The organism is Micromonospora sp. NPDC049139, from assembly GCF_055586845.1.
Map to the genome: position 1 here is coordinate 664,306 of NZ_JBVJHK010000001.1, position 24,042 is coordinate 688,347.

The 24,042-nt window shown below is 72.3% G+C and carries 22 protein-coding genes; 13 read left to right on the forward strand and 9 right to left on the reverse strand.

Annotated features, from left to right (window positions below):
* Positions 1-152 precede the first annotated feature (152 nt).
* From ACZ6Q9_RS02935 to ACZ6Q9_RS02985, 11 genes are all read left to right on the forward strand, one after another.
* Positions 153-1,253, forward strand: coding sequence for an ABC transporter substrate-binding protein (locus tag ACZ6Q9_RS02935; protein WP_393265692.1), 1,101 nt, complete (start codon positions 153-155; stop codon positions 1,251-1,253).
* 25 nt (positions 1,254-1,278) lie between these two features.
* Entirely contained in the window at positions 1,279-2,814 is a 1,536-nt protein-coding gene (locus tag ACZ6Q9_RS02940) for a sugar ABC transporter ATP-binding protein (RefSeq protein WP_393449055.1), read from the forward strand.
* A complete protein-coding gene (locus ACZ6Q9_RS02945) occupies positions 2,811-3,770 on the forward strand; it encodes an ABC transporter permease (protein ID WP_357461172.1) in 960 nt (319 codons plus the stop codon). The genes ACZ6Q9_RS02940 and ACZ6Q9_RS02945 overlap by 4 nt, the downstream gene beginning before the upstream one ends.
* Positions 3,767-4,786: an ABC transporter permease gene (locus ACZ6Q9_RS02950; protein WP_350705787.1), complete on the forward strand. Its 1,020-nt coding sequence runs from the start codon at positions 3,767-3,769 to the stop codon at positions 4,784-4,786. Before ACZ6Q9_RS02945 ends, ACZ6Q9_RS02950 begins: the two co-directional genes overlap by 4 nt.
* Positions 4,779-5,663, forward strand: a complete 885-nt coding sequence (gene lsrF / locus ACZ6Q9_RS02955) for a 3-hydroxy-5-phosphonooxypentane-2,4-dione thiolase (RefSeq protein WP_393265683.1) — start codon at positions 4,779-4,781, stop codon at positions 5,661-5,663. The genes ACZ6Q9_RS02950 and lsrF overlap by 8 nt, the downstream gene beginning before the upstream one ends.
* 60 nt (positions 5,664-5,723) lie before the next feature.
* On the forward strand, positions 5,724-7,385 hold the full coding sequence (locus ACZ6Q9_RS02960) for a glycerol-3-phosphate dehydrogenase/oxidase (protein WP_393265682.1): 1,662 nt from the start codon (positions 5,724-5,726) through the stop codon (positions 7,383-7,385).
* Positions 7,382-8,911: an FGGY-family carbohydrate kinase gene (locus ACZ6Q9_RS02965; RefSeq protein ID WP_393265680.1), complete on the forward strand. Its 1,530-nt coding sequence runs from the start codon at positions 7,382-7,384 to the stop codon at positions 8,909-8,911. Before ACZ6Q9_RS02960 ends, ACZ6Q9_RS02965 begins: the two co-directional genes overlap by 4 nt.
* 238 nt (positions 8,912-9,149) lie before the next feature.
* A complete protein-coding gene (locus tag ACZ6Q9_RS02970) occupies positions 9,150-9,992 on the forward strand; it encodes a PPOX class F420-dependent oxidoreductase (protein ID WP_393449052.1) in 843 nt (280 codons plus the stop codon).
* 52 nt (positions 9,993-10,044) lie between these two features.
* Positions 10,045-10,569 carry a PadR family transcriptional regulator gene (locus tag ACZ6Q9_RS02975; protein WP_363703329.1) on the forward strand — a complete coding sequence of 175 codons (525 nt, stop codon included), beginning with the start codon at positions 10,045-10,047 and terminating at the stop codon, positions 10,567-10,569.
* Entirely contained in the window at positions 10,566-11,237 is a 672-nt protein-coding gene (locus tag ACZ6Q9_RS02980) for an ABC transporter ATP-binding protein (protein ID WP_393449048.1), read from the forward strand. Before ACZ6Q9_RS02975 ends, ACZ6Q9_RS02980 begins: the two co-directional genes overlap by 4 nt.
* Positions 11,234-13,432 carry an FtsX-like permease family protein gene (locus ACZ6Q9_RS02985; protein ID WP_396826631.1) on the forward strand — a complete coding sequence of 733 codons (2,199 nt, stop codon included), beginning with the start codon at positions 11,234-11,236 and terminating at the stop codon, positions 13,430-13,432. Before ACZ6Q9_RS02980 ends, ACZ6Q9_RS02985 begins: the two co-directional genes overlap by 4 nt.
* Positions 13,433-13,527: 95 nt before the next feature.
* On the opposite strand, the gene ACZ6Q9_RS02990 is transcribed toward ACZ6Q9_RS02985, so the two are convergent.
* Both ACZ6Q9_RS02990 and ACZ6Q9_RS02995 read right to left on the reverse strand, forming a co-directional pair.
* Entirely contained in the window at positions 13,528-13,872 is a 345-nt protein-coding gene (locus tag ACZ6Q9_RS02990) for a nitroreductase/quinone reductase family protein (protein WP_393265669.1), read from the reverse strand.
* Positions 13,873-14,131: 259 nt separating this feature from the next.
* Entirely contained in the window at positions 14,132-15,094 is a 963-nt protein-coding gene (locus tag ACZ6Q9_RS02995; RefSeq protein WP_393449042.1) for an FAD-dependent oxidoreductase, read from the reverse strand.
* Between the two features lie 108 nt (positions 15,095-15,202).
* Between ACZ6Q9_RS02995 and ACZ6Q9_RS03000 the strand changes: the two genes are divergently transcribed.
* Positions 15,203-16,105, forward strand: coding sequence for a LysR family transcriptional regulator (locus ACZ6Q9_RS03000; RefSeq protein WP_393265664.1), 903 nt, complete (start codon positions 15,203-15,205; stop codon positions 16,103-16,105).
* 67 nt (positions 16,106-16,172) lie between these two features.
* Here the strand turns inward: ACZ6Q9_RS03000 and ACZ6Q9_RS03005 are convergent, their stop codons facing one another.
* The 7 genes from ACZ6Q9_RS03005 to ACZ6Q9_RS03035 all read right to left on the reverse strand — a co-directional run bounded on the left by ACZ6Q9_RS03005 (position 16,173) and on the right by ACZ6Q9_RS03035 (position 22,559).
* Positions 16,173-17,138, reverse strand: a complete 966-nt coding sequence (locus ACZ6Q9_RS03005; RefSeq protein ID WP_393449039.1) for a ribokinase — start codon at positions 17,136-17,138, stop codon at positions 16,173-16,175.
* Entirely contained in the window at positions 17,105-18,007 is a 903-nt protein-coding gene (locus ACZ6Q9_RS03010) for a nucleoside hydrolase (protein WP_393449036.1), read from the reverse strand. Before ACZ6Q9_RS03010 ends, ACZ6Q9_RS03005 begins: the two co-directional genes overlap by 34 nt.
* 39 nt (positions 18,008-18,046) lie before the next feature.
* Complete coding sequence (locus tag ACZ6Q9_RS03015; RefSeq protein WP_393265660.1) at positions 18,047-18,826, reverse strand: ABC transporter permease; 780 nt, start codon at positions 18,824-18,826, stop codon at positions 18,047-18,049.
* Entirely contained in the window at positions 18,823-19,839 is a 1,017-nt protein-coding gene (locus ACZ6Q9_RS03020) for an ABC transporter substrate-binding protein (RefSeq protein ID WP_393265658.1), read from the reverse strand. Before ACZ6Q9_RS03020 ends, ACZ6Q9_RS03015 begins: the two co-directional genes overlap by 4 nt.
* A 67-nt stretch (positions 19,840-19,906) precedes the next feature.
* Positions 19,907-20,662: an ABC transporter permease gene (locus ACZ6Q9_RS03025; protein WP_396826627.1), complete on the reverse strand. Its 756-nt coding sequence runs from the start codon at positions 20,660-20,662 to the stop codon at positions 19,907-19,909.
* A gap of 92 nt (positions 20,663-20,754) precedes the next feature.
* Positions 20,755-21,555 carry an ABC transporter ATP-binding protein gene (locus ACZ6Q9_RS03030; RefSeq protein ID WP_396826625.1) on the reverse strand — a complete coding sequence of 267 codons (801 nt, stop codon included), beginning with the start codon at positions 21,553-21,555 and terminating at the stop codon, positions 20,755-20,757.
* Complete coding sequence (locus ACZ6Q9_RS03035; RefSeq protein WP_396826623.1) at positions 21,552-22,559, reverse strand: LacI family DNA-binding transcriptional regulator; 1,008 nt, start codon at positions 22,557-22,559, stop codon at positions 21,552-21,554. Before ACZ6Q9_RS03035 ends, ACZ6Q9_RS03030 begins: the two co-directional genes overlap by 4 nt.
* A 450-nt stretch (positions 22,560-23,009) precedes the next feature.
* On the opposite strand from ACZ6Q9_RS03035, the gene ACZ6Q9_RS03040 reads away from it, so the two are divergent.
* A complete protein-coding gene (locus ACZ6Q9_RS03040; protein WP_393449023.1) occupies positions 23,010-24,020 on the forward strand; it encodes a dihydroorotate dehydrogenase in 1,011 nt (336 codons plus the stop codon).
* Positions 24,021-24,042: the final 22 nt, after the last annotated feature.

Genomic DNA, 24,042 nt, shown 5'->3' on the forward strand with positions numbered 1-24,042 from the left:
ACTTGAAACACGTTTGTCATCAAGCTCTAGCCAACCTGTCACTACAGGTCTGTAATGACTGGACCTCATCGCAGCCCCTCAGCTGCGGTCGGCTGACTGAGCACGTCCACTCCCGCTCCGGCGGGTTTTCGCTCTCTCTGGAGGCCCCCACCATGCGTACCCATCCCTCGTCCCGACGGCGGCGGACCGCCGTCGTGGCCGCGCTCGTCGCGACCGTCGCGGTCACCGCGACCGGCTGCGGCTCCGGCGCGAGCGGCGGCAACGCCAAGGACGGCGACAAGCCGTTCATCGCGCTGAGCAACGGCTTCATCGGCAACGGCTGGCGGCAGACCATGATCGCCAAGTTCGAGGCCGCCGCCACCAAGGCGCAGAGCGACGGGCTGATCGGCAAGTTCAAGGTCGTCAACGCCCCCGGCGAGAACTCGGCCACCGAGCAGGTCGCCCAGATCAAGAGCCTGCTGCTGCAGAAGCCGGACGCCCTCCTGATCGACCCGGCCTCGCCGACCGCGCTCAAGCCGGTCATCCAGCAGGCCTGCGACGCCGGCATCAAGGTCGTGGTCTTCGACTCGGCGATCGACGCCCCCTGCGCCCACGTGCTGCTCAACAGCTTCAAGGACTGGGCGACGGCCGCCGCCGAGCCGCTGGTGAAGGGCATCGGCGGCAAGGGCACGGTGATCGTCAGCCGGGGCGTCGTCGGCTCCCAGCCCGAGGCGGAGATGTACCAGACCACGCAGGACATCCTGGCCAAGAACCCGGACGTCAAGGTCGCCGCGACCGTCAACGGCATGTGCGACGGCGCCAAGGCGCAGAAGGCCGTGCTCGGTGTGCTGTCGAGCGTGCCGAAGGTCGACGGGGTCATCGGCTGTGGTGACGGCTACGGCGTCGCCCAGGCCTTCACCAGCGCGGGCAAGCCGGTCCCGGCGGTCACCTTCGAGACCAACGGCCGCGCGCTGAAGTACTGGCAGGACAGCAAGCTCGACAACGGCTCGGTCGCGGTCATGTCCGACCCGGGCCAGTCGGTCGCCGCCCTGTGGCAGGCGATCGACCTGCTCGACGGCAAGGACATCCCGAAGGAGATGACCTTCCCGATCGTGCTGGTGGAGCAGAAGGACGTCGCCGCGTGGGCCGGCGTCCTGAAGCCCGACGAGTACGCCGCCTGGCCGTGGACCCAGGAGCTCTTCCGCAAGCAGGTCGAGGCCGTGAAGAGCGGCGGCGCCCCGGTGCAGCCGCCGATCCCGACGGCCGCCGGCTGACCACACAGCAACAGAGGAGCGCATCATGCACGTCGACAACCTGCCGGTGGGGTCGCACGCGGCCCCGCCGCAGGGCGACCGGACGCCGTCCGCGGCGCCACCGGTCGTCACCGCGCGGCGGGTGACCAGGACGTACGGGCGCACCCGAGCCCTCACCGGGGTGGACCTCGACGTCCGCGCCGGTGAGGTGCTCGGCCTCGTCGGCCACAACGGCGCAGGCAAGAGCACGCTGATGCGCATCCTTGCCGGCCTGGAAGCGTGCGACGAGGGCACGGTCACCGTGGGTGGGCAGGAGGCGCCGCGCGTCGTCGCGCCGGGCTCCGAGCCGTTCCGTGCGGTCCGGATGGCCTACCAGGAAACGTCGCTCTGCCCCGACCTCACCGTCGCGGAGAACATCTGGGTCTCCTCCCGGCACTGCCTGCCCCGACTGCGCTGGCGGCGGGCGGCCAGCGCCAAGGTCGCCCGCCGGCTGGACGAGATGTTCCCGGGCCACGGGGTGTCGCCGCGGGACCGGGTCGAGGACCTGTCGCTGGCGCAGCGGCAGATGGTGGAGATCGCCCGGGCGAGCCTCGTCGATCGGCTCGACCTGCTGATCCTGGACGAGCCGACCGAGTCGCTCGGCCCGGACGCCGCGCGGTCGCTCTACGCGTACGTCCGGCGGCTCACCGCCCAGGGCACGGCCGTCCTGCTCATCTCGCACCGGATCCGTGAGGTGCTCTCCGTGGCCGACCGGGTCGCGGTGATGCGCGACGGGGCGGTCGTCGAGGAGCGGCCCGCGGCCGGCCTCAGCGAACAGGACGTGCTCACCCTGATGGGTGCGGAGGTGGCCGAGCCCGCCGCCGCGCCCGCCCCCGCCCGCGTGGCCGGCGACCGGCCGGTCGTCGGCGAACTGCGCGGCGCCACCGGCCACGGCCTGCACGACGTGTCGATCACGGTCGGCCGGGGCGAGGTCGTCGGGCTGGCCGGCCTCGCCGGCCAGGGCCAGCAGCAGGTGCTCGAACGGCTGTGGCGCCCCGTCCGGCGGGACACCACCGTCGAGGGCACCCGCGCCTACGTGCCCGGTGACCGGCAGCGCTCCGGCATCCTGCCGCTGTGGTCCGTGGCGGAGAACCTCATCGTCACCGCCATGCGCGGCCTGGCCCGGTACGGCGTACGCCGTACCGGCGCGGAGGACGCCGCGGTCCGCGACTGGGTGGACCGGTTGGCCATCCGCGGCGGCGGCGACGCGGGCATGACCGAGCTCAGCGGCGGCAACCAGCAGAAGGTCATCGTGGCCCGGGCGTTCGCCTCCACGGCGGAGCTGGTCCTGCTCGACGACCCGTTCCGCGGGGTCGACGTGCACACGAAGACCGACCTCTACACGCTCATCCGGCAGGAGGCGGCGGGCGGCCGCAGCGTGGTCTGGTACTCGAGCGAGAACGCCGAGATGGCGCACTGCGACCGGGTCTACGTGCTGCGCGCCGGCCGGGTCGTCGCCGAGCTGACCGGCGCGGAAATCTCCGAGGAACGGATCATCGCCGTCTCCTTCGCCGAATCCGAGCCCACGGGAGCACAGCGATGACGAATCTCGTCGCGACGGCGATGCCGTCGCGGGCCCTGCTGCGCCGCACCGGCCCCGCCATGGTCAGCGCGGTCGCCATGGTGGCCATGATCGCGGTCTGCGCGTCGCTGCAGTCCGACGTGCTGACCGTCCCCGGTCTCACCCTGGTCCTCTCGGCCACCGTGCCCCTGGTCATCGCGGCCCAGGCCCAGATGGTGCTCATGTCCGTGGGCGACATCGACCTCGGCATCGGCAACTTCGTCGGCCTGGTCACCGTCATCACCGCCACGAAGCTGGTCTCCTCCCCCGGCACCGGCGCGCTGATGCTGCTCGGCCTCGTGGCGGCCTACGCGGTGCTCGGCGCGCTGATCCACCTGCGCCGGGTGCCGTCGCTGATCGCCACCCTCGGCGCCTCGTTCGTCTGGCTGGGGCTGGGGATGTTCGTCCTGCCCACGCCGGGCGGCAGCACCCCCGAGTGGTTGGCGACCTTCGGCTCCTGGCAGCCGGGCGGCTTCCCCGCCCCGCTGCTGCCGATCCTCGTCGTCGCCGCGGTGGTCTGGCTGCTCTCCGCCCGCAGCTCCGTCGGGGTGCGGGTCCGCGCGCTGGGCAGCAACCCGGTCGCGCTGCAACGGGCCGGCCTGCGACCGCTGACCGCGCGGATCATCGCGTACGTCGTGGCCGGGGCGCTCGGCGTGCTCTCCGGGCTCGCCCTCGCGTCGCAGACCGGCGGCGGCGACGTCTCGTCCGCCACCAGCTACACCCTGATCACGGTCGCCGCGGTGATCCTCGGCGGCGGATCCTTCGCCGGCGGCACCGCCGTGCCGTGGGGCGTCGCCATCGGCGGCATCACCCTCGGCCTGGTCAGTGTCGTCCTCAGCCTGCTCGACGTGCCGTCGAACATGCAGTCGGCCGTACAGGGCGTGATCGTGCTGGCCGTGCTGGCCGGCCGCGCCGTGGTCGGAAAGGTGCTCCGATGACCCTCCGTACGCTCGCCCGCCCCTGGATCTGGGGCTTCGTCGCCGCCACGCTGGTCTGGGTCACCATCCTCGCCATCTCCAGTCAGGGCAGCGGGCAGACCGTCTCGCTCGCGCTGTCCCTGGCCCCGTACCTGGTCATCGTCGGCCTCGGCCAGATGCTGGTGATCACCGCGGGGCCGGGCAACATCGACGTGTCGGTGGCGCCGATCATCTCCCTCGCCGGCTTCGTCGCGGTCCAGGTGACCGCGTCGACCGGTTCGGTGCCGGTCGGCATCCTGGCCGGCATCGGGACCGGGCTGGCCGTCGCGGTGATCAGCGTGGTGGCGATCCTCGGGCTGTCCGTCCCGCCGATCATCGCCACCCTGGCCGCCGGGCTGATCGCCTCGTCGCTGACGCTGTCGCTGGCCGACGGCTTCACCGCGGTGCCCGACGACGGGCTGCGCAAGCTGCTCAACCTGCGCCCGGCCGGCGTGCCCGTGCTCGCCGTCGCGGTGGCCGCGCTGACCGCGCTGGTCGTCGTCCTGCTCCGCCGCACGACGTACGGTCGCTCGCTGCTCGCGGTCGGGCAGAGCCGGCCAGCCGCGGAACGGGCCGGCATCCCCGTCACCCGGATCATCGGCACGACCTACCTGGCCAGTGGCGCCCTCGCCGGACTGGCGGGCGCGCTGCTCGCCGCCTACATCGCGCCGTCGCCCGACCTGGGCACGCGCTACCTGCTCGACTCGGTCGCCGTCGTCGTCATCGGCGGCACGCTCATCTCGGGCGGCCGGGCCGTGCCGGTCGGCATCTGGGGCAGCGCGCTCTTCTTCATCCTGCTCGACGGTCTCGTCAACCTCGTGGGCTGGAGCACGGCCGCGCAGAACCTGCTCAAGGGCGGCCTGGTGCTGTTCGTCCTCTTCCTCGCCGGTGGCGGAGCGCTCCGCAACGCCGGCGGGACCACCCGAACCCGTCGACGGCTGCGACCCGCGGCCGCGACAACCGCTGGAACTAGCACAGGAGAAAACAGCAATGGCTGACACCGACGGTCTGCTCGACGCCCGCGACTTCGGCGGGGCCGCCGCCACCGCCGCCGGCTTCCATGTCAAGGGAGCCCACGCCCAGGACTGGGGCCTGCAGAACCGGCTGTCCCGGATCTTCCGACCCGACAACGGCCGTACGGTGATGCTGGCCTTCGACCACGGCTACTTCCTCGGGCCGATGGCCGGCCTGGAGCGGCTGGACACCAACATCGCCCCGCTCGTGCCGGACGCCGACGCGATCATGATGACCCGCGGTGCCCTGCGCACCAGCATCCCGTCGCACAGCAACGCCGGTATCGTGCTGCGGGCCAGCGGCGGGCCCAGCGTGCTGCGGGACCTGTCGGACGAGCACATCGCCCTGGACATCGAGGACGCGGTCCGGCTCAACGCCGCGGCGCTGGCGATCCAGGTGTTCATCGGCGGCGAGCACGAGTCCCGGTCGGTGGCGAACCTGGCGGCCCTGGTGGACGCCGGGCAGCGGCACGGCATCGCCGTGCTCGGCGTGACCGCCGTGGGCAAGGACATGGTCCGCGACGCGCGCTACTTCCGGCTCGCCACCCGGATCAGCGCGGAGATGGGCGCCCACATCGTCAAGACGTACTACGTCAACGAGGGCTTCGAGACCGTGACCGCGGCCTGCCCGGTGCCGATCATCGTCGCCGGCGGCAAGAAGCTGCCCGAGCTCGACGCGCTGACCATGGCGTACCGGGCGATGCAGGAGGGCGCGGCGGGCGTCGACATGGGCCGCAACATCTTCCAGAGCGAGTACCCGGCCGCGATGCTGGCCGCGGTCCGCGCCGTGGTGCACGACGACGCCAAGCCCGAGGACGCCTACGAGCTCTTCCGGGAGCGGTCGGCCTCTTCCGCGTCCTGATCATCGCCAGGGGTGCGGGTCTCCCACCCGGCCCGCACCCCTCATCTCCGGGAGCTCCTCATGCCACACCCACAGACCGGCGCCGATGACATCGTCGACCTCGTGGTCATCGGCGCCGGCATCAACGGCCTCGCCATCGCCCGAGACGCCGCCAGCCGGGGCCTCAGCGTCGTCGTGGTCGACCGCGGTGACGTCGGCGCCGGCACCACCGCCACCTCCAGCCGGCTCATCCACGGCGGCCTGAAGTACCTCGAGCGCTACGACTTCGCCCTGGTGCACGAGTCGATCCGGGAACGGCACCTGCTGTTCCGCACCGCGCCGCACCTGGTCCACGACTACCCCATGCTGATCCCGTTCTACGCCGGTGACAGCCGGCCGGGACCCCTGATCCGCCTCGGCCTGGCCGCGTTCGACGTCCTGGCCGCGGGCCGTGGGCGCGGACGCAGCCGGGGCATGTCCCCCCGGGCGATCGGCCGGCGCTGGCCCCACCTCTCGCGCAAGGGGCTGCGCGGCGGGGTGCTCTTCAACGACGCCCAGGTGCCGTGGGCCGAGCGGCTCTGCGTCGAGCTGCTGGTCGACGCCGAGCGGCTGGGCGCGCGGGTGCTGACCTACACGACGGTGACCGGTCTGCTCGTGACGGGCGGGCGGGTGGACGGGGTCCGGACCCGGGACAACCAGTCGGGGCGCGAGGGGGAGATCCGGGGACGCCTCACGATCAACGCGGCCGGGCCGTGGATCGACCGGATCCTCGACGGCCAGGTGGCGAGCGGGCGCCTCAACGGCGGCACCAAGGGCAGCCACGTCATCATCGACCCGTTCCCGGGCGCCCCGGACACCTGCATCTTCTTCGAGGCCGCCGCCGACCGGCGACCGATCTTCATCTTCCCCTGGGAGGGCCGCTACGTCCTCGGCAGCACCGACCTCACGTACGAGGGTGACCTGGACGAGGTCGTCGCCAGCGACGCCGAGATCGACTACCTGCTCACCGAGGCCAACCGGTTGTTCCCCCAGGCCGGCCTCACCCCGGACGACGTGCTCTACAGCATCGCCGGAATCCGCCCGCTGCCCTACACGGCCGGCGTGTCGGACAACGCCAAGATCAGTCGTGGGCACACGGTGCTCAACCACGCGCCCGCGTACGAGGGGCTGCTCACGATCATCGGCGGCAAGCTGACCACCCACCGGGCCCTCGCCGAGGACGCCACCGACGAGGCGCTGAAGGTGCTCGGCCGGCCGGCGCAACGGTGCACCACCCGTACCCGGCCGCTGCCCGGCGCCGACACGCCGGACTGGTACGCCTTCCGCGCGGACTTCGCGCGTTCGGCCACTCCGTTCACTCCGGCGCAGTCCGCCCGGCTGCTGGACATCTACGGCGTCCGGGCCCGCCGGGTCCTCGAACTCGCCGTGGCCGACCCGACACTGGCCGAAGTCGTCGACGAGCGGACCGGGGCGGTCGCCGCCGAGGTTGTCATGGCCTTCCGCGAGGAACGGGCCGTGACCTTGGCGGACGTGCTGCTGCGCCGTACGCTGATCGGCCTCGGCCCGGACATGGCGGTGTCGGCGGCCGTGACCTGCGCGGACGTCGCCGTACGGCATCTCGGCTGGGACACCGAACGGGCCGACGCCGAGGTTGCCGCCTACCGGGCGGAGCTGCGGCGCTTCCGCCCGCGCGGGCTGAGCCTCGCCCCGGCGACCGGAACGAGCGACAGGAGGACGTCGTGACGACCCCGCACACCTGCTATCTCGGGGTCGACGTCGGCCTCACCGCCACCAAGGTGGCCGCCTTCGACGTCGTCGGCAACGAGCTGGCCGTCGTGCACGCCCGCACTCCGCGCACCAGCGTCACCGCCCACCGCCACGACGTCGACATGACCGCCCTCGCCGACACGGTGCTGTCGCTGCTGGCGGACGTCGGCGGCAAGCTGGCCGCCGAGGGGTACGCCCCGGCGGGCATCGGCGTGGCCGCACACGGCAACGGCATCTACCCGGTCGACGCGTCCCTGCGCCCGATCGGGCCGGCCATCGCCTCGTCGGACAGCCGGGCGCAGCACATCGTCCAGGCGATCCCGCCGGAGGGGGCCCGCCGGCTGGCCCGGGAGACCGGCTCGATCCCGTGGGCCGCCCAGCCCGCGGTCCTGCTGCGCTGGCTGCGGGACGCCGAACCGGCGACCTACGCCGCCACCCGGTGGGTGCTGTCCTGCAAAGACTGGGTCACCGCGCAGCTCACCGGCGTGGCCAGCGCGGACTACAGCGACGCCAGCGCGTTCGGCATGGTCGGGCTCGACACCCGCGCGTACACGCCGACGGCGCTCGAACTGGTGGGCCTGCCCGCCGCCGACCTGGACCGGTTCCCACCGCTGCGCAGGTCCGACGAGGTGGTCGCCGGTCTGAGCGCGGCGACGGCGGCCCGCACGGGGCTGCCCGAGGGCCTGCCGGTCATCGCCGGGTGCATGGACTGCGTGGCCGCCACACTCGGCGCCGGAGGTCGGGAGCTCGGGGACGGGACGATCATCGTCGGCACCTGGGCGATCAACGGCGTGGTGGTGCCCGCCCGCACCCCCGCCCCGGAGGTCACGCTCAGCGCCTTCATGCCCGATCCGGCCACGATGCTGGCCATGGAGGTGGCGCCCACGTCAGCCGCCAACCTCGACTGGCTCGCCTGCGCCGGGGTGCCCCACCAGCAGACCGGCGGCGTCGCCGCGGCGGAACTGCTGGAGGAGGCCGCCGCGGTGCCGCCCGGCGCCGACGGCCTGCTGTTCCTGCCCTTCGTCAACGGCTCGCCCGAGCATCCGTCGGCGTCCGGCACCTTCCTCGGCATCTCCAGCAACCACCGCCGGGGCCACCTCACCCGGGCCGTCATCGAAGGCGTCGCGCAGTACCACCGGGTGCAGCTCGACCGGGTGCTGGCCAGCGGCGCGGACGTCGGTGACCGGCCCTGGCGGCTGGCTGGCGGCGGCGCGCGGTCGACGGTGTGGGCGCAGATCTTCGCCGACGTGCTCGGCCGCCCGGTCCGGCGGCAGCTCACCAGCGAACTCGGTGCCCGGGGCGTCGCCTCCCTGCTGCCCGGCGCCCTCGGCCACGACGTGCCGCCGTGGACCGTCAACGACGAGGACGACCTTTGCGTGCACCCGGGGCCGAACCGCGCCGCCTACCGGGAACACGCCCAGGCGTTCGACCGCTGCCTCGCCGGGATGTCCGCCGTGTGGTCGGAGGTTGAGCGCTACCGCAGCGCTGGAGGGAACTCCTGACCTCGGGTGGCGGGTGACATCCCGGCGGACCTGAGGAGCGTCCCGCCGGGATGTGCGGAGGGTGAGCAGCCGCGGTGGATCGCCTCGGACGATTCGTGGGCCGCGATCGCGCCGCTGCTGCCGCCCGGCCGCCCACCGAGCCCCGCCGTCGCTACCCCGACGTGCGGGGCGTGGTCGAGTTGGCGGTCCCCGACCGGGCCGCGGGTCACACCGCGGGCGGCCGGCCCGTCTCAGGGGCATGAGAAGCCTTGGACGTGGGGTGGCCGCGCTGCTCGGCGCGGCGTCGGTGATCATCGGGGTGTGGGCCCTGCTGCGGCCCTTCTCCTTCAGTTCGGCGGTGGACTTCCCACCGCACGAGCACTTCGTGCACGACGTGGGGGCGTTCCAGCTCGGCATCGGGGTGACCCTGCTGCTGGCGCTGATCTGGGCCGACGCCCTGGCCGTCGCCCTCGCCGGGTACCTGGTCGGCGGGGCGGCGCACACGGTCTCGCACCTGGTCGACGCGGACGCCGGCGGCAGCGCCGGGCAGACCTGGCTGGTCGGCCTGTCCGCCGTACTCGCCCTGGTCGCGCTGGTGGCCCGGCTGCGGCAGCTGGGCTGGGTGGTCGGGTACGTCGATCCCGCCCCGTCCGCCGCCTGGGCACCGCTGGCCCGCCAGAAGACGGTGGCACTGACGACGTACAGGCGCGACGGCACGGCCGTGGCCGCGGCGGTGAGCATCGCGGTGGCGGGGGATCGGGCGTACGTGCGCAGTTTCGAGAAGGCGTGGAAGACCAGGCGGATCCGCAACAACCCGCGGGTGGCCGTGGCCCCGTCGACCGGGCTGGGAAAGCCGACCGGGGCGGCGGTCGAGGCCGAGGCGCGGCGGTTGACCGGGGCCGAGTACCGGGCGGCCAGCCGGGCGCTGGTGCGCAAGCAACCGCTGTTGCAAGGGGTGGTGGTGCCGTTGACGCACTGGCTCGGGCGGGCGAAGACCGGGCGTACGGTCCACTTCGCACTGACCCCGGTGGCGTCGGCCGGGCACGTCAGCCCCACCGCCGTGGCAGGTCTGCCGCCCACGCCCGCGACCGACGAACGCTGATATACGCGCGGGATATATACGCGAGGTATACGCTCGGGGTATGGTGTCCGCCATGAGCGTTCCCATGACCCTCCTCGGCCTGCTCGAACGCGAGCCCAGCCACGGCTACGACCTGAAGCGCGACTACGACTCCTTCTTCAGCCGCGGCAAGCCGCTGCCGTTCGGCCAGGTCTACGCGACCCTCGGCCGGCTCGTCCGCGACGGCAAGATCGTGGTCGGCGAGGTCGAGCCGGGCGTCGGCCCCGAACGCAAGCGCTACGTCATCACCGACCGGGGCGCGACCGAGTTCGAGTCGTGGCTGACCGAGCCGGTCGAGGCCGAGCCCAACCTGCAGACCGTGCTGTTCACCAAGGTCGTGCTGGCGCTCATGCTCGACCGCCCCGCCGAGGAATACCTCGACACGCAGCGCGCCACGCACCTGCGGCGGATGACGGAACTCACCGAGATCAAGCGCAACGGCAACCTGGTCGACACCATGCTGGCCGACCACGGCCTGTTCCACCTGGAGGCCGACCTGCACTGGATCGACACCACGGTCGCCCGGCTGGACGCCCTCCGGACGGTGGTACGCGGATGAAGGCGATCGAGGCGCGAGACGTCCACCTGTCCTTCGGCGAGACGCCGGCGCTGCGCGGCGCCAGCGTCTCGGTGGCCCCGGGCGAGATCGTCGCCATCATGGGCCCGAGCGGCTCCGGCAAGTCCACCCTGCTGCACTGCCTGGCCGGGATCCTCGTGCCGGACGCCGGCGAAATTTACTTCGACGGCCGCCGGATCGACACCCTGGGCGAGCAGGAGCGCAGCATCCTGCGCCGGGACCAGTTCGGGTTCGTGTTCCAGTTCGGACAGCTCGTACCCGAGCTGACCGCGGAGGAGAACGTCGCGCTGCCGCTGCTGCTGAGCGGCGTCAAACGGGCCGCGGCGCTCGCGGAGGCGCGGCCCTGGTTCGAGCGGCTCGGCCTGGCCGGGCTCGAGCGGCGCCGCTCCGGTGAACTCTCCGGCGGTCAGGCGCAGCGGGTCGCGCTGGCCCGCGGCCTGGTCGCCCGGCCCGGGGCGCTGTTCGCCGACGAGCCGACCGGGGCGCTCGACTCGCTGACCGGCGAGCAGGTCATGAACCTCCTGGTCACCTCCGCCCGGGAGCAGGGCACGACCGTCGTGCTCGTCACCCACGAGGCCCGCGTCGCCGCGTACGCCGACCGGCAGGTCATCGTGCGCGACGGCAAGGTGAACGCGTTGGTGCCCGCATGATCCGGTTCGCGGTACGGCTGTCCGTGGCCGGCGGGCGGGAAGCCGCCACCCGGCTCGTTGTCATCGCCGCCGCGGTGGCGCTCGGCGTCGGCATGCTCCTGGCGACAGTCGCCGGCATGAACGCGGTCGGCGCACAGAACCAACGGAACGCCTGGCTCAACACCGCCGTCGCCCCGGCCTCCTCCGATCCCTCGGTCGACCCGCTGTGGTGGCTCATCCGGGAGGACTACTACCACGGCACGTCCATCGGCCGGGTCGAGGTCGCGGCGACCGGCCCGGACGCGCCCCTGCCGCCGGGCATCCCACGCCTGCCCGGGCCTGGCGAGTACTACGTCTCACCCGCCCTCGGCGAGCTGTTGCGGGCCACCCCGGCCGCGGAACTCGGTGACCGCTTCCCCGGCCACGAGGTCGGCACGATCGGCCGGGAGGCGTTGCCCTCTCCGGACTCGCTGCTGATCGTCATCGGCCGCCCGCCCGCCGACCTGGAGCACCTGGGTGCCCGCCAGGTCACCCAGATCATGACCACTTCTCCGGACGGCTGCGCCAACGGCTGCTATGTCGGCATCAACGGCGACGGCATGGCGCTCGTGCTGTCCGTGGTCGCGGCCGCACTGCTCTTCCCGGTGCTCATCTTCATCGGCACCGCAACCCGGCTGGCCGCCACCCGCCGGGAGCAGCGCTTCGCCGCGATGCGGCTGGTCGGTGCCACGCCACGGCAGATCTCGCTGATCTCGGCGGTCGAGTCGACACTCGCCGCCGTCGCCGGGACCGCCGCCGGGTTCGGCCTGTTCTTCGCGTTCCGGCCCGGCCTCGCGGCGATCCCGTTCACCGGCGAGCCGTTCTTCGCCGCCGACCTCTCTCTCACGATCGTCGACGTCCTGCTGGTCGCGCTCGGCATCCCGGTCGGTGCCGTCGTGGCCTCCTGGCTGGCCCTGCGGCGGGTGCAGATCTCGCCGCTGGGCGTGAGTCGACGGGTGACGCCGAAGCCGCCGCGCGCCTGGCGGCTCGTCCCGCTGGTCGCCGGCCTCGCCGAACTGACGTACTTCATCGGCCGGCGTCCCGCCACGACCAACGGCCAGCTCACCGCGTACCTCTCGGGGTTTCTGCTGATCCTGGTCGGGCTGGTGCTGGCCGGGCCGTGGTTGACCATGATCGCCGCGCGGCTGCTGGCCGGGCGGGCGAGCCGGCCCGCCACGCTCATCGCCGCACGCCGCCTGTCGGACAACCCGCAGGCGGGGTTCCGGTCCGTGAGTGGGCTGATCGTGGCGCTGTTCGTGACCAGCGTGGCGACCGGCACGATCACCACGTACATCGCCAACCGCGGCGAGCCGCGCACCGACTCGGTGGCCGCCACGTCACTGTCGAAGATCTTCTGGCCCGAGGACGGTCCCGCGCCGACCCCGGACCAGATCCCGGCCGGCCTCGCGGCGATCCCCGGGGTGCGCAGCGTGACCGTGGTGCACCGCAACCCCGACCCGGACGGGTGGCACGGCATCATCACCTGTGCCGAGCTGGACCGCCTGGCGGCGTACGGCAGCTGCCCCGCGGGCGCAAAGGTCGCGACCGTGACCCCCGACCTCGTCGGCCTGCGCGCGTTCGACCTGACCGACGACACGTACGTCTGGGAGGCCGTCGACGTCGATCCCGCGCAGGTCGACCGGCAGCCGATCGTGTCGGTGGTCGTCGACACGACCAGCCGCTCCGCGTTCAAGCGGGCCCGGACGATGCTGATCGACGCGTTCCCGAAGGATCGCTTCCCGACCAGCACCGCCGAATGGGAGTCGAGTTCCGCGCGGCTGCTGAGGCAGTTCCAGCAGCTGGCCAACGTGGTGATGCTGGCCAGCCTGCCGATCGCGGGATGCAGCCTGGCGGTGAGCGTGGCCGGCGGGCTGAGCGACCGGCGGCGGCCGTTCAGCATGCTGCGGCTCACCGGGGTGCAACTGCGCACCCTGCGCCGGGTGGTCGCGCTGGAGACCGCCGCGCCACTGCTGATCGTCGCGGCGGTGGCGATCGGAATCGGGTTCCTGGCCGCGCATCTGTTCCTGCGGGCGCAGCTGGGCTACACGCTGCTGGCACCGAAACCGTCGTTCTACCTCATGGTGGTCGGTGGGTTGGCGGTGTCGCTGGGCATCGTCGCCTCTACGCTGCCGCTGCTGCGGCGGATCACCGGCCCGGAGACCGCCCGCAACGAGTGAGCCGTCCTCCGGCAGCGCGGTTGCATCTCAAGCCGACGGCGCTCGGTTCATGAGGTGCGACCGCGCTGCGGGAAGGTCGTCGATGTGGTTTCGGATCAGCCGAGTGGGACCTGGACGGCGACGTCGTGCTTGGGGTAATGCGCCTCGACCTGGTCGGCGCCGTACTTCTGGCAGAACATCTCGACGACGTGGTTGACCCGGTCGGCGTCGGTGACGGGGGTGGCGCTCGAGCTCAGGGCCGTGCCGTTCGCGGCCAGCTGGATGAACGGGGTCCGCCGGACGTTCTTGTACCAGTCGCTGTCCGAGCCGGTGATCGGCACCAGGAAGACGCTGTCGTCCTCCTGCACGAACCACACCGGGTGCGAGATCTGCCGGCCGGTCTTCCGGCCGGTCACGGTGATCTCGACCTCCTGGACGCCCTGCAGAGCGTCACTGATCACGTTGTCCACGATGCCCCTCCGACAGCCTCCCGACGTGCTCCCGCTCGCCAGCCTATGAACCGGCGCGCATGCTCGTCCCGGATTCCGGCATCCGGTGGTGGACGGGGCCGTGGGCTCCGGCCTGGTGTGCGAGCCGGATCGGGGCGCTCCCACCCCCTCCCCCGAACGGAGCCCGACTTCCACACCACCTGGCGGGACGCACCCGGGCCCCGCCCCAGCCGCTTGACGCGGCACAAGAGCGTCGCCCGGGTGCGCCCGGTCAGCCGCCCAGGGCGAGGTCCGCCACCTCGGCGGCGCACCCCCAGGACAGGGTGACCCCCGCCCCGCCGTGGCCGTACGCGTGCACGAGCCGGCTGCCGCGCGGGCCGGCCGGCTCCGGATCCGTCTCGACCCGCGGGCCGCCGTGCCGGGCCGGCCGCAGCCCGATCCGCTCGCCGAGCACCGGTGCCTCGGCCAACTCCGGCACCAGCGCGACGCAGCGGCGCCGGATCGCCGCCGCCGTGTCCGGGTCGGGCGCGGTGTGCCCCACCCCCGGCTGGTATGTGCCGCCGAGCACCACGTCGTGCCGGCGCGGGTGCACGTACGTGATCCCGGCCGGGTCGTCCTCGTCGCGCACCGAGACGGTCAGGCCCGGGTTCGCCACCAGCACCAGGTGCCCGCGCACCGGGTGCACGGCCGGGTCGGCGGCGAGCTGACCGGCGGCCAGACCCGTCGCGTTGACGACCGTCGGCGCGGTGTCGAACGCGTCGGCGAGCCGCCGCACCCGGCGACGCAGCACCCGCCCGCCGCCGGCCTCCAACCGCTGCCGTAGCCAGGCCAGGTATGGCGTCATCTCCACCGTCGGCGCGGTGAACCGCAGCAGCGTCGTGTACGGCGGCCCCGCCGGCTCCGCCACCAGGTCCCCGCACGCCTCCGCCCACCACGGCGGGCCGGCGTACGGCTGGCGCAGCAGCATCCGGGTCGGCCGCTCGACCACCCCCGGCACACCGTCCGCGGCCTGGCGGCCCAGCTCCGTGTGGGTCTCCCGCGCCCAGCGCAGCACCCGCGGGTCCTGGTCGGTGTGGCTCGGGTACCAGACGGCGGCGGCCACGGTGGACACCGTGTCCGCCGGGTCGTCGGCGGCCAGCACGGTCACCCGCGCCCCCCGCTGCTGAAGGGTGACCGCCGCCGTCATCCCGACGACCCCACCCCCGACCACCACCACGTCCGTCGCTGCCGTCATCGTCCGCTCCCTCGCTCGTGCCGTTGGCCTCGGATCGTCGCCGTCCCGGCGGGCCGCCGTCCAAGACGGATCGGACAGCCGGCGATAAGCGGGGCTTATGATCGATCCATGTCCGACGCGCCGACCCTGGACGCCTGGTTGGACCTGCGGCGGCTGCGCTACTTCGCCGTGCTCGCCGAAGAACTGCACTTCACCCGGGCCGCCGCCCGGCTGCGCGTCGCCCAGCCCGCGCTCAGCCAGCAGATCCGGGCCCTGGAACGCCAGCTCGGCGTGCCGCTCGTGCACCGCACCAGCCGGGGCTGCAGGCTGACGGAGGTGGGGGCGCGGGTCGCCGACGAGGCCGCCCGGTTGCTCGCCGAGGTGGACGCGGGGACCACCCGCATCCGGGACCTGGTACGCGGGCGGGGCGGCCGACTCCGGCTCGCGTACACGCGGTCGGCGCGGGGCGGCCGGGTCGACGCGCTGGTCGCCCGGTTCCGGGCCGCCCACCCGGACGTCGAGGTGGTCCCGGAGACGGCCTGGACGGCGCCGAACGTGGCCGGCCTGCTCGCCGGCCGGCTCGACGTGGCGTTCGTCCGCCCGCCCGTCGACGAACCGGCGTTGGCCTGCCGGACGGTCGACACCGAGGAGCTGCTGCTGGCCCTGCCCGCAGGTCACCCCCTCGCCGCCAGCCGTCGCCGGGTCAGCCGGGCCGAGGTGGTCGACCTACCAGCCGTGATGTGGCCGCGCGAGAACGGCCCCGGCATGTTCGACCGTACGATTGCCCAGGTCTGGCCGCAGGGCGGGTTCCGGCTCGTCCGGCAGGAGCCGGACGACGAGCAACTGCTGCGGGCGGTGGCGCAGGGAGACGTGGTCGCGGCCGTTCCGGCCGGCCGCGCCCGCGCGCTGCGGCTGCGCGAGGTACGGCTGCGCCGGTTCACCGCCCCGACACCCACCGTGGACGTCGCCCTGGCCTGGCCGCGCGACAGCACGAACCCCGCCCTCCGCCGGTTCCTCGCCCTGCTCGACTGAGCTAACCGCAACGGCACGATCCCGGCTCACGTTCGCAGCCACAGCGAGCGGGAGCTGCGGAGGCCTGCTACGAGAACGGACGGTCGGTGGCACTCATCGCCCTGGACACCTCATCCAGGGTCGGCAGCGCGCCTTGTGCGCCCCGGCCACGTGTCGACAGCGCCGCCGCGACGGCCGCCCAGCGGGCGGCTTCCGCCACGGCCCGGCCGGGCCGCGCCACCAGGGCGGTCGCGAGGGCTCCGCAGAAGCAGTCGCCGGCGCCGGTCGTGTCCACGGCCTCGGTACGGAGCGCCGGAACGTGATCAACTCGGCCGTCCGGCTCTATCACGGCCGCGCCCTGCGACCCGAGGGTCACCACGACGGTCGCCGCGAGCCCGAGCTTGCCGACGGCGCTCGCCACGTCGTCCAGGCTCTCCGGCAGGGACGTGCCGGCCAGGACCGCCAACTCGGCCCGGTTGGGCACCAGCACATCCACCCGGCGTACGAGGACGTCGGGAAGCGGAGTCGCGGGCGCGGGATTCAGCACCAGGAGGCCCCCGGCCAGCGCTGCGGCCCGCTCCAGGGCGGGCGCCGCGACCTCGCACTGCATCAGGGTGAGCGCTGCCGTCGCGATCATGTCCCGGTGCCGGTCGACGCGGGCCGCGTTCAGTGCGCCGTTCGCCCCTGGGTGTACCACGATCACGTTCTCGCCGGCGCCGTCCACCGTGATCAGTGCTGTCCCTGTGGGGACGTCGTGGACGACCGCCAGCCCCGACACGTCCACGCCCCGGCCGGCGAGCCGCTGCCGCACCTGCTCACCAGCGGCGTCGGCGCCGACGCATCCGACGAAGCCGACGGGCGTACCGAGGGTGGCGATGGTCATCGCCTGGTTCGCGCCCTTACCGCCGACACCCTCCCGGTACTCCCGGGCGGTCAGCGTCTCTCCCGGCCCGGGGAGCCGGTCGGTCACCACCATGCGGTCAAGGTTGGCGCTGCCCACCACCGCGATCTTCGGGCCGTTCAACGCACCGTCGCCTCTCTGTCGGTCGCCCATGCCAGGACGATCTCGCGCCACGCCGTGTCGTCGAGGCGGCTCACCACCGTCACGGCCACGTTCTCCTCGGGGGTTATGTCCGACCGGCCGTACGCGTCGACGGCCACCGTGGCGGGCGTCTCGACCGCCACCACCTCCGGGCGCGCCACGACAGCTGCGGCCACCAGGTCGTGGCAGTATCGGCTGGCTGTGTCGGACCAGTACCGCGCCAGCATTTGCGCGCGCACCCCGGGCCAGCCGTTGCCGCCGGCGAGCACCCGCCGGACGGCCTCCGGCGGGCAGCTCGCCCGGGTGGTCGCGTCCGTCGGCACGACCCGCACCCCCCGGCCGGGCGGCTCGGCGAACAGTTGCCGAGCGGCCCGGGGGTCGCGGGCGAAGTTCGGCTCGGCGCCCCGCACCACGCCGGGCAGGGAGAATGCCCCACCCATCACGGTCAACCGGACGTGCGCGGGCCAGTGGCTCACCTGCCCGGCGAGGCGCTCGGCGGTGGTCAACGGGCCGAGCACCAGGTAGTCGGTGTGCGCCGGCAGTGACGGGTCGACGCGTACGTCGCCGTCGAACTCGGCGCCGTGCGTGGGGACGAACGGCCCGAGGCCGTACTCGCCGTGCAGCCGCGCGCCCGACGGGACCGCGGCCCGCGCGGCGGGGTCGATCTCGGCGCCCCGCAGCAGCAGCGGCCGCCGGGCCGGAGCGAGCGCGCGAAGCGCATGGGTGACCGCCGCCCCGACGACATCGGCGGGCCGTGCCCCGCCGGTGGCGATGATCGCCGGTATCTCCACATCCGGCAGGCGCAGCAACCAGGCGAGTGCCACCAGGTCGTCCACGCCTCCGTCGGTGTCGACCACGATGCGCCGGGGTGGCCCGGTCATCGTCCCGGCCTCCGCCGGCAACGGCGGCTCCGCGGCGGCTCAGCCATCGGTCACACCGAACCGGGAGCGGAGCCAGCCGGCGACGGCGCCGATACCGGACCAGGAGGCCAGCCCGAGCAGGCTCAGCAGCAGCAGCCCGACCATTGCCTGCGGGATGTTGTCGGTCTCCTGGCTCTGCGCGACCAGGTATCCGAGCCCACCCTGGGCGCCGATCAACTCGCCGATCACGGCGGCGGTGACCCCGGCCAGCGCACCGAGGCGTAGCCCGACCACGATGTGCGGCAGGGTCATCGGCAGTTCGAGCCGGAAGAACCGCCGTGGGCCGGAGAGCGCGAGCACCTGACACAGGTGGCGGTAGTTCGTACCGATGCCGCGCAGCCCGGCCAGCGTGTTGACCAGCACCGGGAAGAACGTGACCAGTGCGACCAGGGTGATCTTGCTGGTCACGCCGAGCCCGAGCCACAGCACCAGGAGCGGTGCGATCGCGATCTTCGGGGTGATCTGGATGAACACCAGCAGCGGCATGGCCGCTCGTTCCAGCCAGCGCCATCGGGACATCGCCACCCCGGCGAGCACGCCGACCGTCAATCCGATCGCCACCCCCTGCAGCAGTTCGGCACCGGTCACCCGGAGGTGGACGAGCAACTGCTCGCCGGTGAGCATCCGCCAGGTGTGCGTCACGATCTCGATCGGGCCGGGGAGGGTGTATGTGGGCACGTGCGCGAGGTGGACGTAGCCCTGCCAGGCCAGCAGGAAGGCCGCTACCGACGCCGTGCCGAGCACGGCGCGCGGTAGCCTGCCGAGTCGCTGCTCGGTCACGAGGTGGCCTTCACGAAGTCGGACGCCCGCACGTCGCCCTGGATCAGGCCGTACTTCTTCTGCGCGTCCACGGCGTTCTGCCAGGCCACCGGGTCGCCGTAGCCGAGCCCGTGCGCCCTGGTGGCGTCGCTCTGCCACAGGTCCTTGACGAAGACTTCCTGCATCACCTGGGTGACCGACTTTTCCTGGCCGGCGAAGCTGGTGGCGTACTTCTGGACGGACATCTCGACGGCCTGCGGCAGCTTGCCGTCGATGAGGTCCTGCAGCGCGGCGTTCAGCGCGGTGGTGAATCCGGTGACGGCCTTCGGGTTCTCCTTGGCGAACTGCTGGCCGGTGATCACGACGTTGCCGAACGACGGGAGGTACTGGTTGGACAGGATCTGGGTGACCTGCACCCCGGCGGCCTGCAGGGTGTAGTAGCGCAGCCGCGAGAAGACGATCGCGTCGACCTGCTTGTTCTGCAGTGCCGAGACGATGGCGCCGGTACCGACGACCTTGACCGTCAGGTCCTTCTTCACGTCCAGGCCCGCCGAGGCGGCGATCGCCGTCAGCTGGACGTAGTTCGGGGAGCCGAGGCTGGTCACCGCGACCGTCTTGCCCTTCAGGTCGGCCGGGTTGGTGATGCCGGAGTCGGCGAGGGTGAGCAGCGCGCCGATGCCCTGCTGGTACGTGGTGTGCACGACGAGGTCCGGCACGCCGTTGGCCACCGCCTGGATCACACTGTCGGCGTTCGGGAAGCCGAACTGGACGTTGTTGGCGGCCACGTTCTTGGTGATGGTCGCGGCGTCGGCGTACAGGAATTCGACGTCGAGGTTCTGCTTGGTGAAGTAGCCCTGTTCCTTGGCCCAGTACAGCGGCGCGTAGTAGGGGGCGGCGGCGCCGTCGATCTGGATGCTGACCTTGGTCGTGCCACCGTCGCTGCCGCCGCTGGAGGCATCGACGCCGCCGCAGCCGGCGGTGAGGGCGATGACGGTGCTGGCGGCGATACCGGCAAGGAGGGATCTACGGGTCATGGAGCGCATGGGTGTACCTCGTATTCCAGTTCGATGGGGGTCGGCCTACGACGGACAGGTCGTGTGGTCAGGCCGTGACGGGATCGCGCCACCGCAGGGCGCGGGCCTCCACGAAGGAGACCAGTTGGTAGAGGGCGAGTCCGACAGCCACGATCACCACGATCGAGGCCATCAGCATGGGGACCTGGTAGGAGGAGTTGGCCTCGACCAGGAGGTAGCCGAGTCCCTGGCTTGAAGAGATCCACTCGGCGAGGACCGCTCCGGTCATGGCGTCGACGGCGGCCACCCGGGCGGCGGCGAAGATCGACGGTGACGCTGCCCGGATGTCGATGCGAAACAGTCGGGCTACCGGGTTCAGCCCGACGATGGTGGCGAGGTCCCGGTAGCCCGGGTTCACCTGCCGCAGCCCCGTGGCGGTACCGACCAGGATCGGGAAGAAGGACAGGCTCACGATGAGCACGAACTGGCTGGTCAGGCCGAGGCCGAACCAGAGCACGAACATGGGCGCGAGCGCGATCTTCGGCATCGCCTGGAACACGATCAGGAACGGGGAGAGCATCGCGTCGACGACCTGGGACCGGGAGACGGCCACTCCCAGCGCGACGCCGATCACCGCCCCGATCGCGAAGCCGACACCGATGTTACGGACCGTGTACACCAGGTGGGTCCACAGCGTTCCGGTCTGCGCGAGGTCCAGCAGCTGCGATCCGACCTCGGTCGGGCTGGCGAGCAGATACCGTGGGACGTCCGCCACCGCCTGGTACGCGCCCCAGGCACCGACGATCACGAGGACGTACAGCACCGCTGCGAAGGGCTTGACCATGAGTCGCAGGCGGCCCCGTCGCGACGTACCAACCGGTGCCGGCGGCGGCGCGACGGGCGGTGCCGCCGGCTCGGGTGTCGAGGTCTGAACCGTCACAGTTCCCCCCGCAGCATGGCCTGGAACTCCGCGAAGCGCGGATCGAGCTTCGTCCGCGCGTCCCGGGGGCGGGGCAGGGGCACGTCGTGGATCGCGCGTACCCGACCGGGGCGGGGCGAGAGCACGACCACCCGGTCGGCGAGGTAGGTGGCCTCGTCGACGCTGTGCGTCACGAACACGATGGTCTTGCCGGTCGCGGTCCAGATGTTGAGCAGATCGTCGTGCAGCTTCTCCCGGGTGATCTGGTCGAGTGCGCCGAAGGGCTCATCCATCAGCAACAGCATCGGGTCGTGGGCCAGCGCCCGCACGATCGAGGTCCGCTGCCGCATCCCGCCGGAGAGTTCGCGCGGCAGCGCGTCGGCGAAGTCGGTCAGTCCCACCAGGCTCAGCAGTTCGCGCACCCGGGGCTCGTACCGCTGCCGCGGTTCCTTCAACGTCTCCGGCGCGATGCAGGCGTTACGCAAGACGCTGCGCCAGGGCAGCAGGACGGGCTCCTGGAAGACGTAACCGATGTCCCGGCCGGGTGTCGGCCGGCGTGACCACTCCGTCTGCCCGGAGGTGATGGTGTCGAGGCCCGCCATGATCCGCAGCAGGGTGGACTTGCCGCAGCCGGACGCGCCGATGATGGCGAGGATCTCGCCCTGCCGCACGTCGAGCGACACCTCGTGGAGCGCGCGCACCACCTTGCCCCGGTCGGACCGGTACTCCTTGGTGATCTGCGACAGCCGCAGCAGGGTTCCCTGCGCGGCCTGTGGGGAACCGCGTTCGGCGGTGGGGTTTCCGGTTGGCACACTCATGGCTGTCCACATCCACAACTTGTTCGGAAGACGGGCTCGGCGGGCAGGGCGATGTGCCGCGCCGGTCGGTACGGGTCGCGTATTCGCTCCTCGAGAAGCGTCAGAGCGCCGGCCGCGAGCGCCGGCAGGGGCTGCCGCATGGTGGACAGCGGTGGCGTGGTGTAGGCGCTGACGTCCGTACCGTCGAAGGACACGATGGCGATGTCCCGCGGGACGTCGAGCCCCCGTTCGCGCACGGCGCGCAGCAGGCCGAGCGCCTGCCGGTCCGAGGCGACGAAGACGGCGGCCGGGAAGGTCAACCGGTCGAGCAGTTCGTTCCCGGCCGCCCGTCCGCCCTCCGGCGTGAAGTCCGCCGGTACCTCCCACACACCTTCGGTGATGCCGTGGTCGGCCAGCGCCTGCCGCCAACCGGACGTCCGGTCGCGGCCGACGATGGTCTCGCTCGGGCCGGACAGGCACGACACCTGCCGGAAGCCGTGCTCGACCAGATGGCTGGTGGCCAGCCGGGCGCCCTGATGGTGATCCACCGCGACCGAGTCGTACCCGGTCGCCGCATCGGCCGGCACCCGGTCGAGGACCACCACCGGGCAGGGCGAGTTGGCCAGGGCGGATGCGGTCGACGGGCTCTCGTGGTGCGGCACCCACAGCACCCCCTCGGCCCGGACGTCCCCCATGGCGGCGAGTCGCTCGCCCTCCTCGCCGCCGTCGGAGTGCAGCAGGAACAGCAGCTTTCCGCGGCGTGCCGCCTCGGTCTCGATGGCGTTGGCCAGCTCGGCGAAGAAGGGGTTGCCGCCGTCCGGCATCAACAGGCCGAGGAAGCCGCTGCGGGTACGGCGGAGCGCCTGGGCCACGCGGTTCGGGCGGTACCCGAGGTCCCGGATGGCTGCCTCGACCCGGGCCCGGGTGGCCGGTGCGACCGGGCGTGGACCGCCGTTGAGCACATAGCTGACCACCGACGGCGAGGTCTGCGCCCGCCTGGCCACATCGGCTCGAGTCACCTTCATGAACACCTCCGGGGGAAGGAGAGCCGAAGATACGTCCATCACATGGGGTAGTCAATACGTGTTGATAACCTCGGCCCCCGCCAACGCTCGCTGGCGCCACCGGCACGCGTGGCCGTCGCCCGGCGAAACAGAAACGTAACTTCGGCCAGTCGGAAGCCGCCCCGGCCGCCTGGGCACTCCCGGCACTCTGGAGCGCGCCCTCCAGGCCTGGTCAGCGGTCCCGGAAACTGCGCTGAGTAGCCGGAGCGCGGAAGCCCTCCGACGGGAAGCTCGCCTCACGGCTAGCGGACAGCGCTTGACCACACCGCCTTCCACATGCTGAAACACGCCGCCTCTCAGAGCGATGCGAGAGCTCTGGCGCTTCCCGGGACAGCGGTTTCCACCCCTTGACGAACCACGACCGGTGACGCATAGTCGACTCTTCCCAGACGGAAGAGGTACATCCGCGTCGTGGAAACGAGACTGCATGCCTCAACCGACAACTCGGGTGTTTCAGTCGCCATCCCGGGCGGCGAGATCGACTCGAGAGCTCGGTTCTGGACCCAGGAACAACGAACCAGCATCGATTTATCCGTCACTCTCGGTGACATCAGGCTGAGCAACCCGGTCATGCCCGCGTCCGGCTGTTTCGGCCCGGAGCTCGGCACCCTGGTGCCGCTGGACGAGCTGGGCGCCCTGGTCACGAAGACCGTCTTCGCCGCGGTGCGCTCCGGCAATCCCGCACACCGCATCACCGAGACTCCAGACGGAATGCTCAACAGCGTCGGCATCCCCAGCCCTGGTGTCGACGAGTTCCGCTCCCGCGTACTCCCCCGGTACCTCGCCACCGACGTGCCCACCATCATCAGCGTCGGCGGGCTGACCGTGGCGGAGTACTGGACGGCGGCGGAGCAACTTGCCGGCCACGGCGCCGCAGCGCTCGAGGTGAACGTCTCCTGCCCCAACCTCGAACACGGCGGCCTGGCCATCGGCACCGACGCGGCCACGGTCGAACGGGTCGTGTCCGGTGTGGTGGCCCGCTCGCACGTACCGGTGTTCGTCAAACTCACCCCGAACGTGACGTCGATCGCGGACATCGCCCGCGCCGCGGAGCGCGCCGGCGCCACGGCCATCACGGTGGCCAACACCTTCCCGGCAATGAGCGTGGACGCCACCCGCCGTACGGCCGTACTCGGCAACGGCGTCGGTGGACTGTCCGGGCCCGCGGTGAAACCGATCGCGCTGCGCCTGGTCTGGCAGGCCGCCCGCGCGGTCGACATCCCGGTCATCGGCTGCGGCGGCATCAGCTCGGCGCGGGACGTCCTGGAATTCCTCCTCGCTGGGGCGAGCGCAGTCCAGGTCGGGACGGCCAACTTCGCCCGCCCGTACGCCATGGCGGAGATCGTGCGGGAGCTCGGGCCGCTGCTGGCCGCGTCGGGCACCATGTCCGTCTCGGAAGTCGTCGGCTCACTACGGGTCTGAACCCGCCGAGCCAATTCGAAGG

Coding starts and splice junctions, on each gene's coding strand:
- ACZ6Q9_RS02935 (WP_393265692.1), top strand. CDS start 153: ATGCGTACCCATCCCTCGTCCCGACGGCGGCGGACCGCCGTCGTGGCC.
- ACZ6Q9_RS02940 (WP_393449055.1), top strand. CDS start 1,279: ATGCACGTCGACAACCTGCCGGTGGGGTCGCACGCGGCCCCGCCGCAG.
- ACZ6Q9_RS02945 (WP_357461172.1), top strand. CDS start 2,811: ATGACGAATCTCGTCGCGACGGCGATGCCGTCGCGGGCCCTGCTGCGC.
- ACZ6Q9_RS02950 (WP_350705787.1), top strand. CDS start 3,767: ATGACCCTCCGTACGCTCGCCCGCCCCTGGATCTGGGGCTTCGTCGCC.
- lsrF (WP_393265683.1), top strand. CDS start 4,779: ATGGCTGACACCGACGGTCTGCTCGACGCCCGCGACTTCGGCGGGGCC.
- ACZ6Q9_RS02960 (WP_393265682.1), top strand. CDS start 5,724: ATGCCACACCCACAGACCGGCGCCGATGACATCGTCGACCTCGTGGTC.
- ACZ6Q9_RS02970 (WP_393449052.1), top strand. CDS start 9,150: ATGAGAAGCCTTGGACGTGGGGTGGCCGCGCTGCTCGGCGCGGCGTCG.
- ACZ6Q9_RS02975 (WP_363703329.1), top strand. CDS start 10,045: ATGAGCGTTCCCATGACCCTCCTCGGCCTGCTCGAACGCGAGCCCAGC.
- ACZ6Q9_RS02980 (WP_393449048.1), top strand. CDS start 10,566: ATGAAGGCGATCGAGGCGCGAGACGTCCACCTGTCCTTCGGCGAGACG.
- ACZ6Q9_RS02985 (WP_396826631.1), top strand. CDS start 11,234: ATGATCCGGTTCGCGGTACGGCTGTCCGTGGCCGGCGGGCGGGAAGCC.
- ACZ6Q9_RS02995 (WP_393449042.1), bottom strand. CDS start 15,094: ATGACGGCAGCGACGGACGTGGTGGTGGTCGGGGGTGGGGTCGTCGGG.
- ACZ6Q9_RS03000 (WP_393265664.1), top strand. CDS start 15,203: ATGTCCGACGCGCCGACCCTGGACGCCTGGTTGGACCTGCGGCGGCTG.
- ACZ6Q9_RS03005 (WP_393449039.1), bottom strand. CDS start 17,138: ATGGGCGACCGACAGAGAGGCGACGGTGCGTTGAACGGCCCGAAGATC.
- ACZ6Q9_RS03010 (WP_393449036.1), bottom strand. CDS start 18,007: ATGACCGGGCCACCCCGGCGCATCGTGGTCGACACCGACGGAGGCGTG.
- ACZ6Q9_RS03020 (WP_393265658.1), bottom strand. CDS start 19,839: ATGACCCGTAGATCCCTCCTTGCCGGTATCGCCGCCAGCACCGTCATC.
- ACZ6Q9_RS03025 (WP_396826627.1), bottom strand. CDS start 20,662: ATGGTCAAGCCCTTCGCAGCGGTGCTGTACGTCCTCGTGATCGTCGGT.
- ACZ6Q9_RS03030 (WP_396826625.1), bottom strand. CDS start 21,555: ATGAGTGTGCCAACCGGAAACCCCACCGCCGAACGCGGTTCCCCACAG.
- ACZ6Q9_RS03035 (WP_396826623.1), bottom strand. CDS start 22,559: ATGAAGGTGACTCGAGCCGATGTGGCCAGGCGGGCGCAGACCTCGCCG.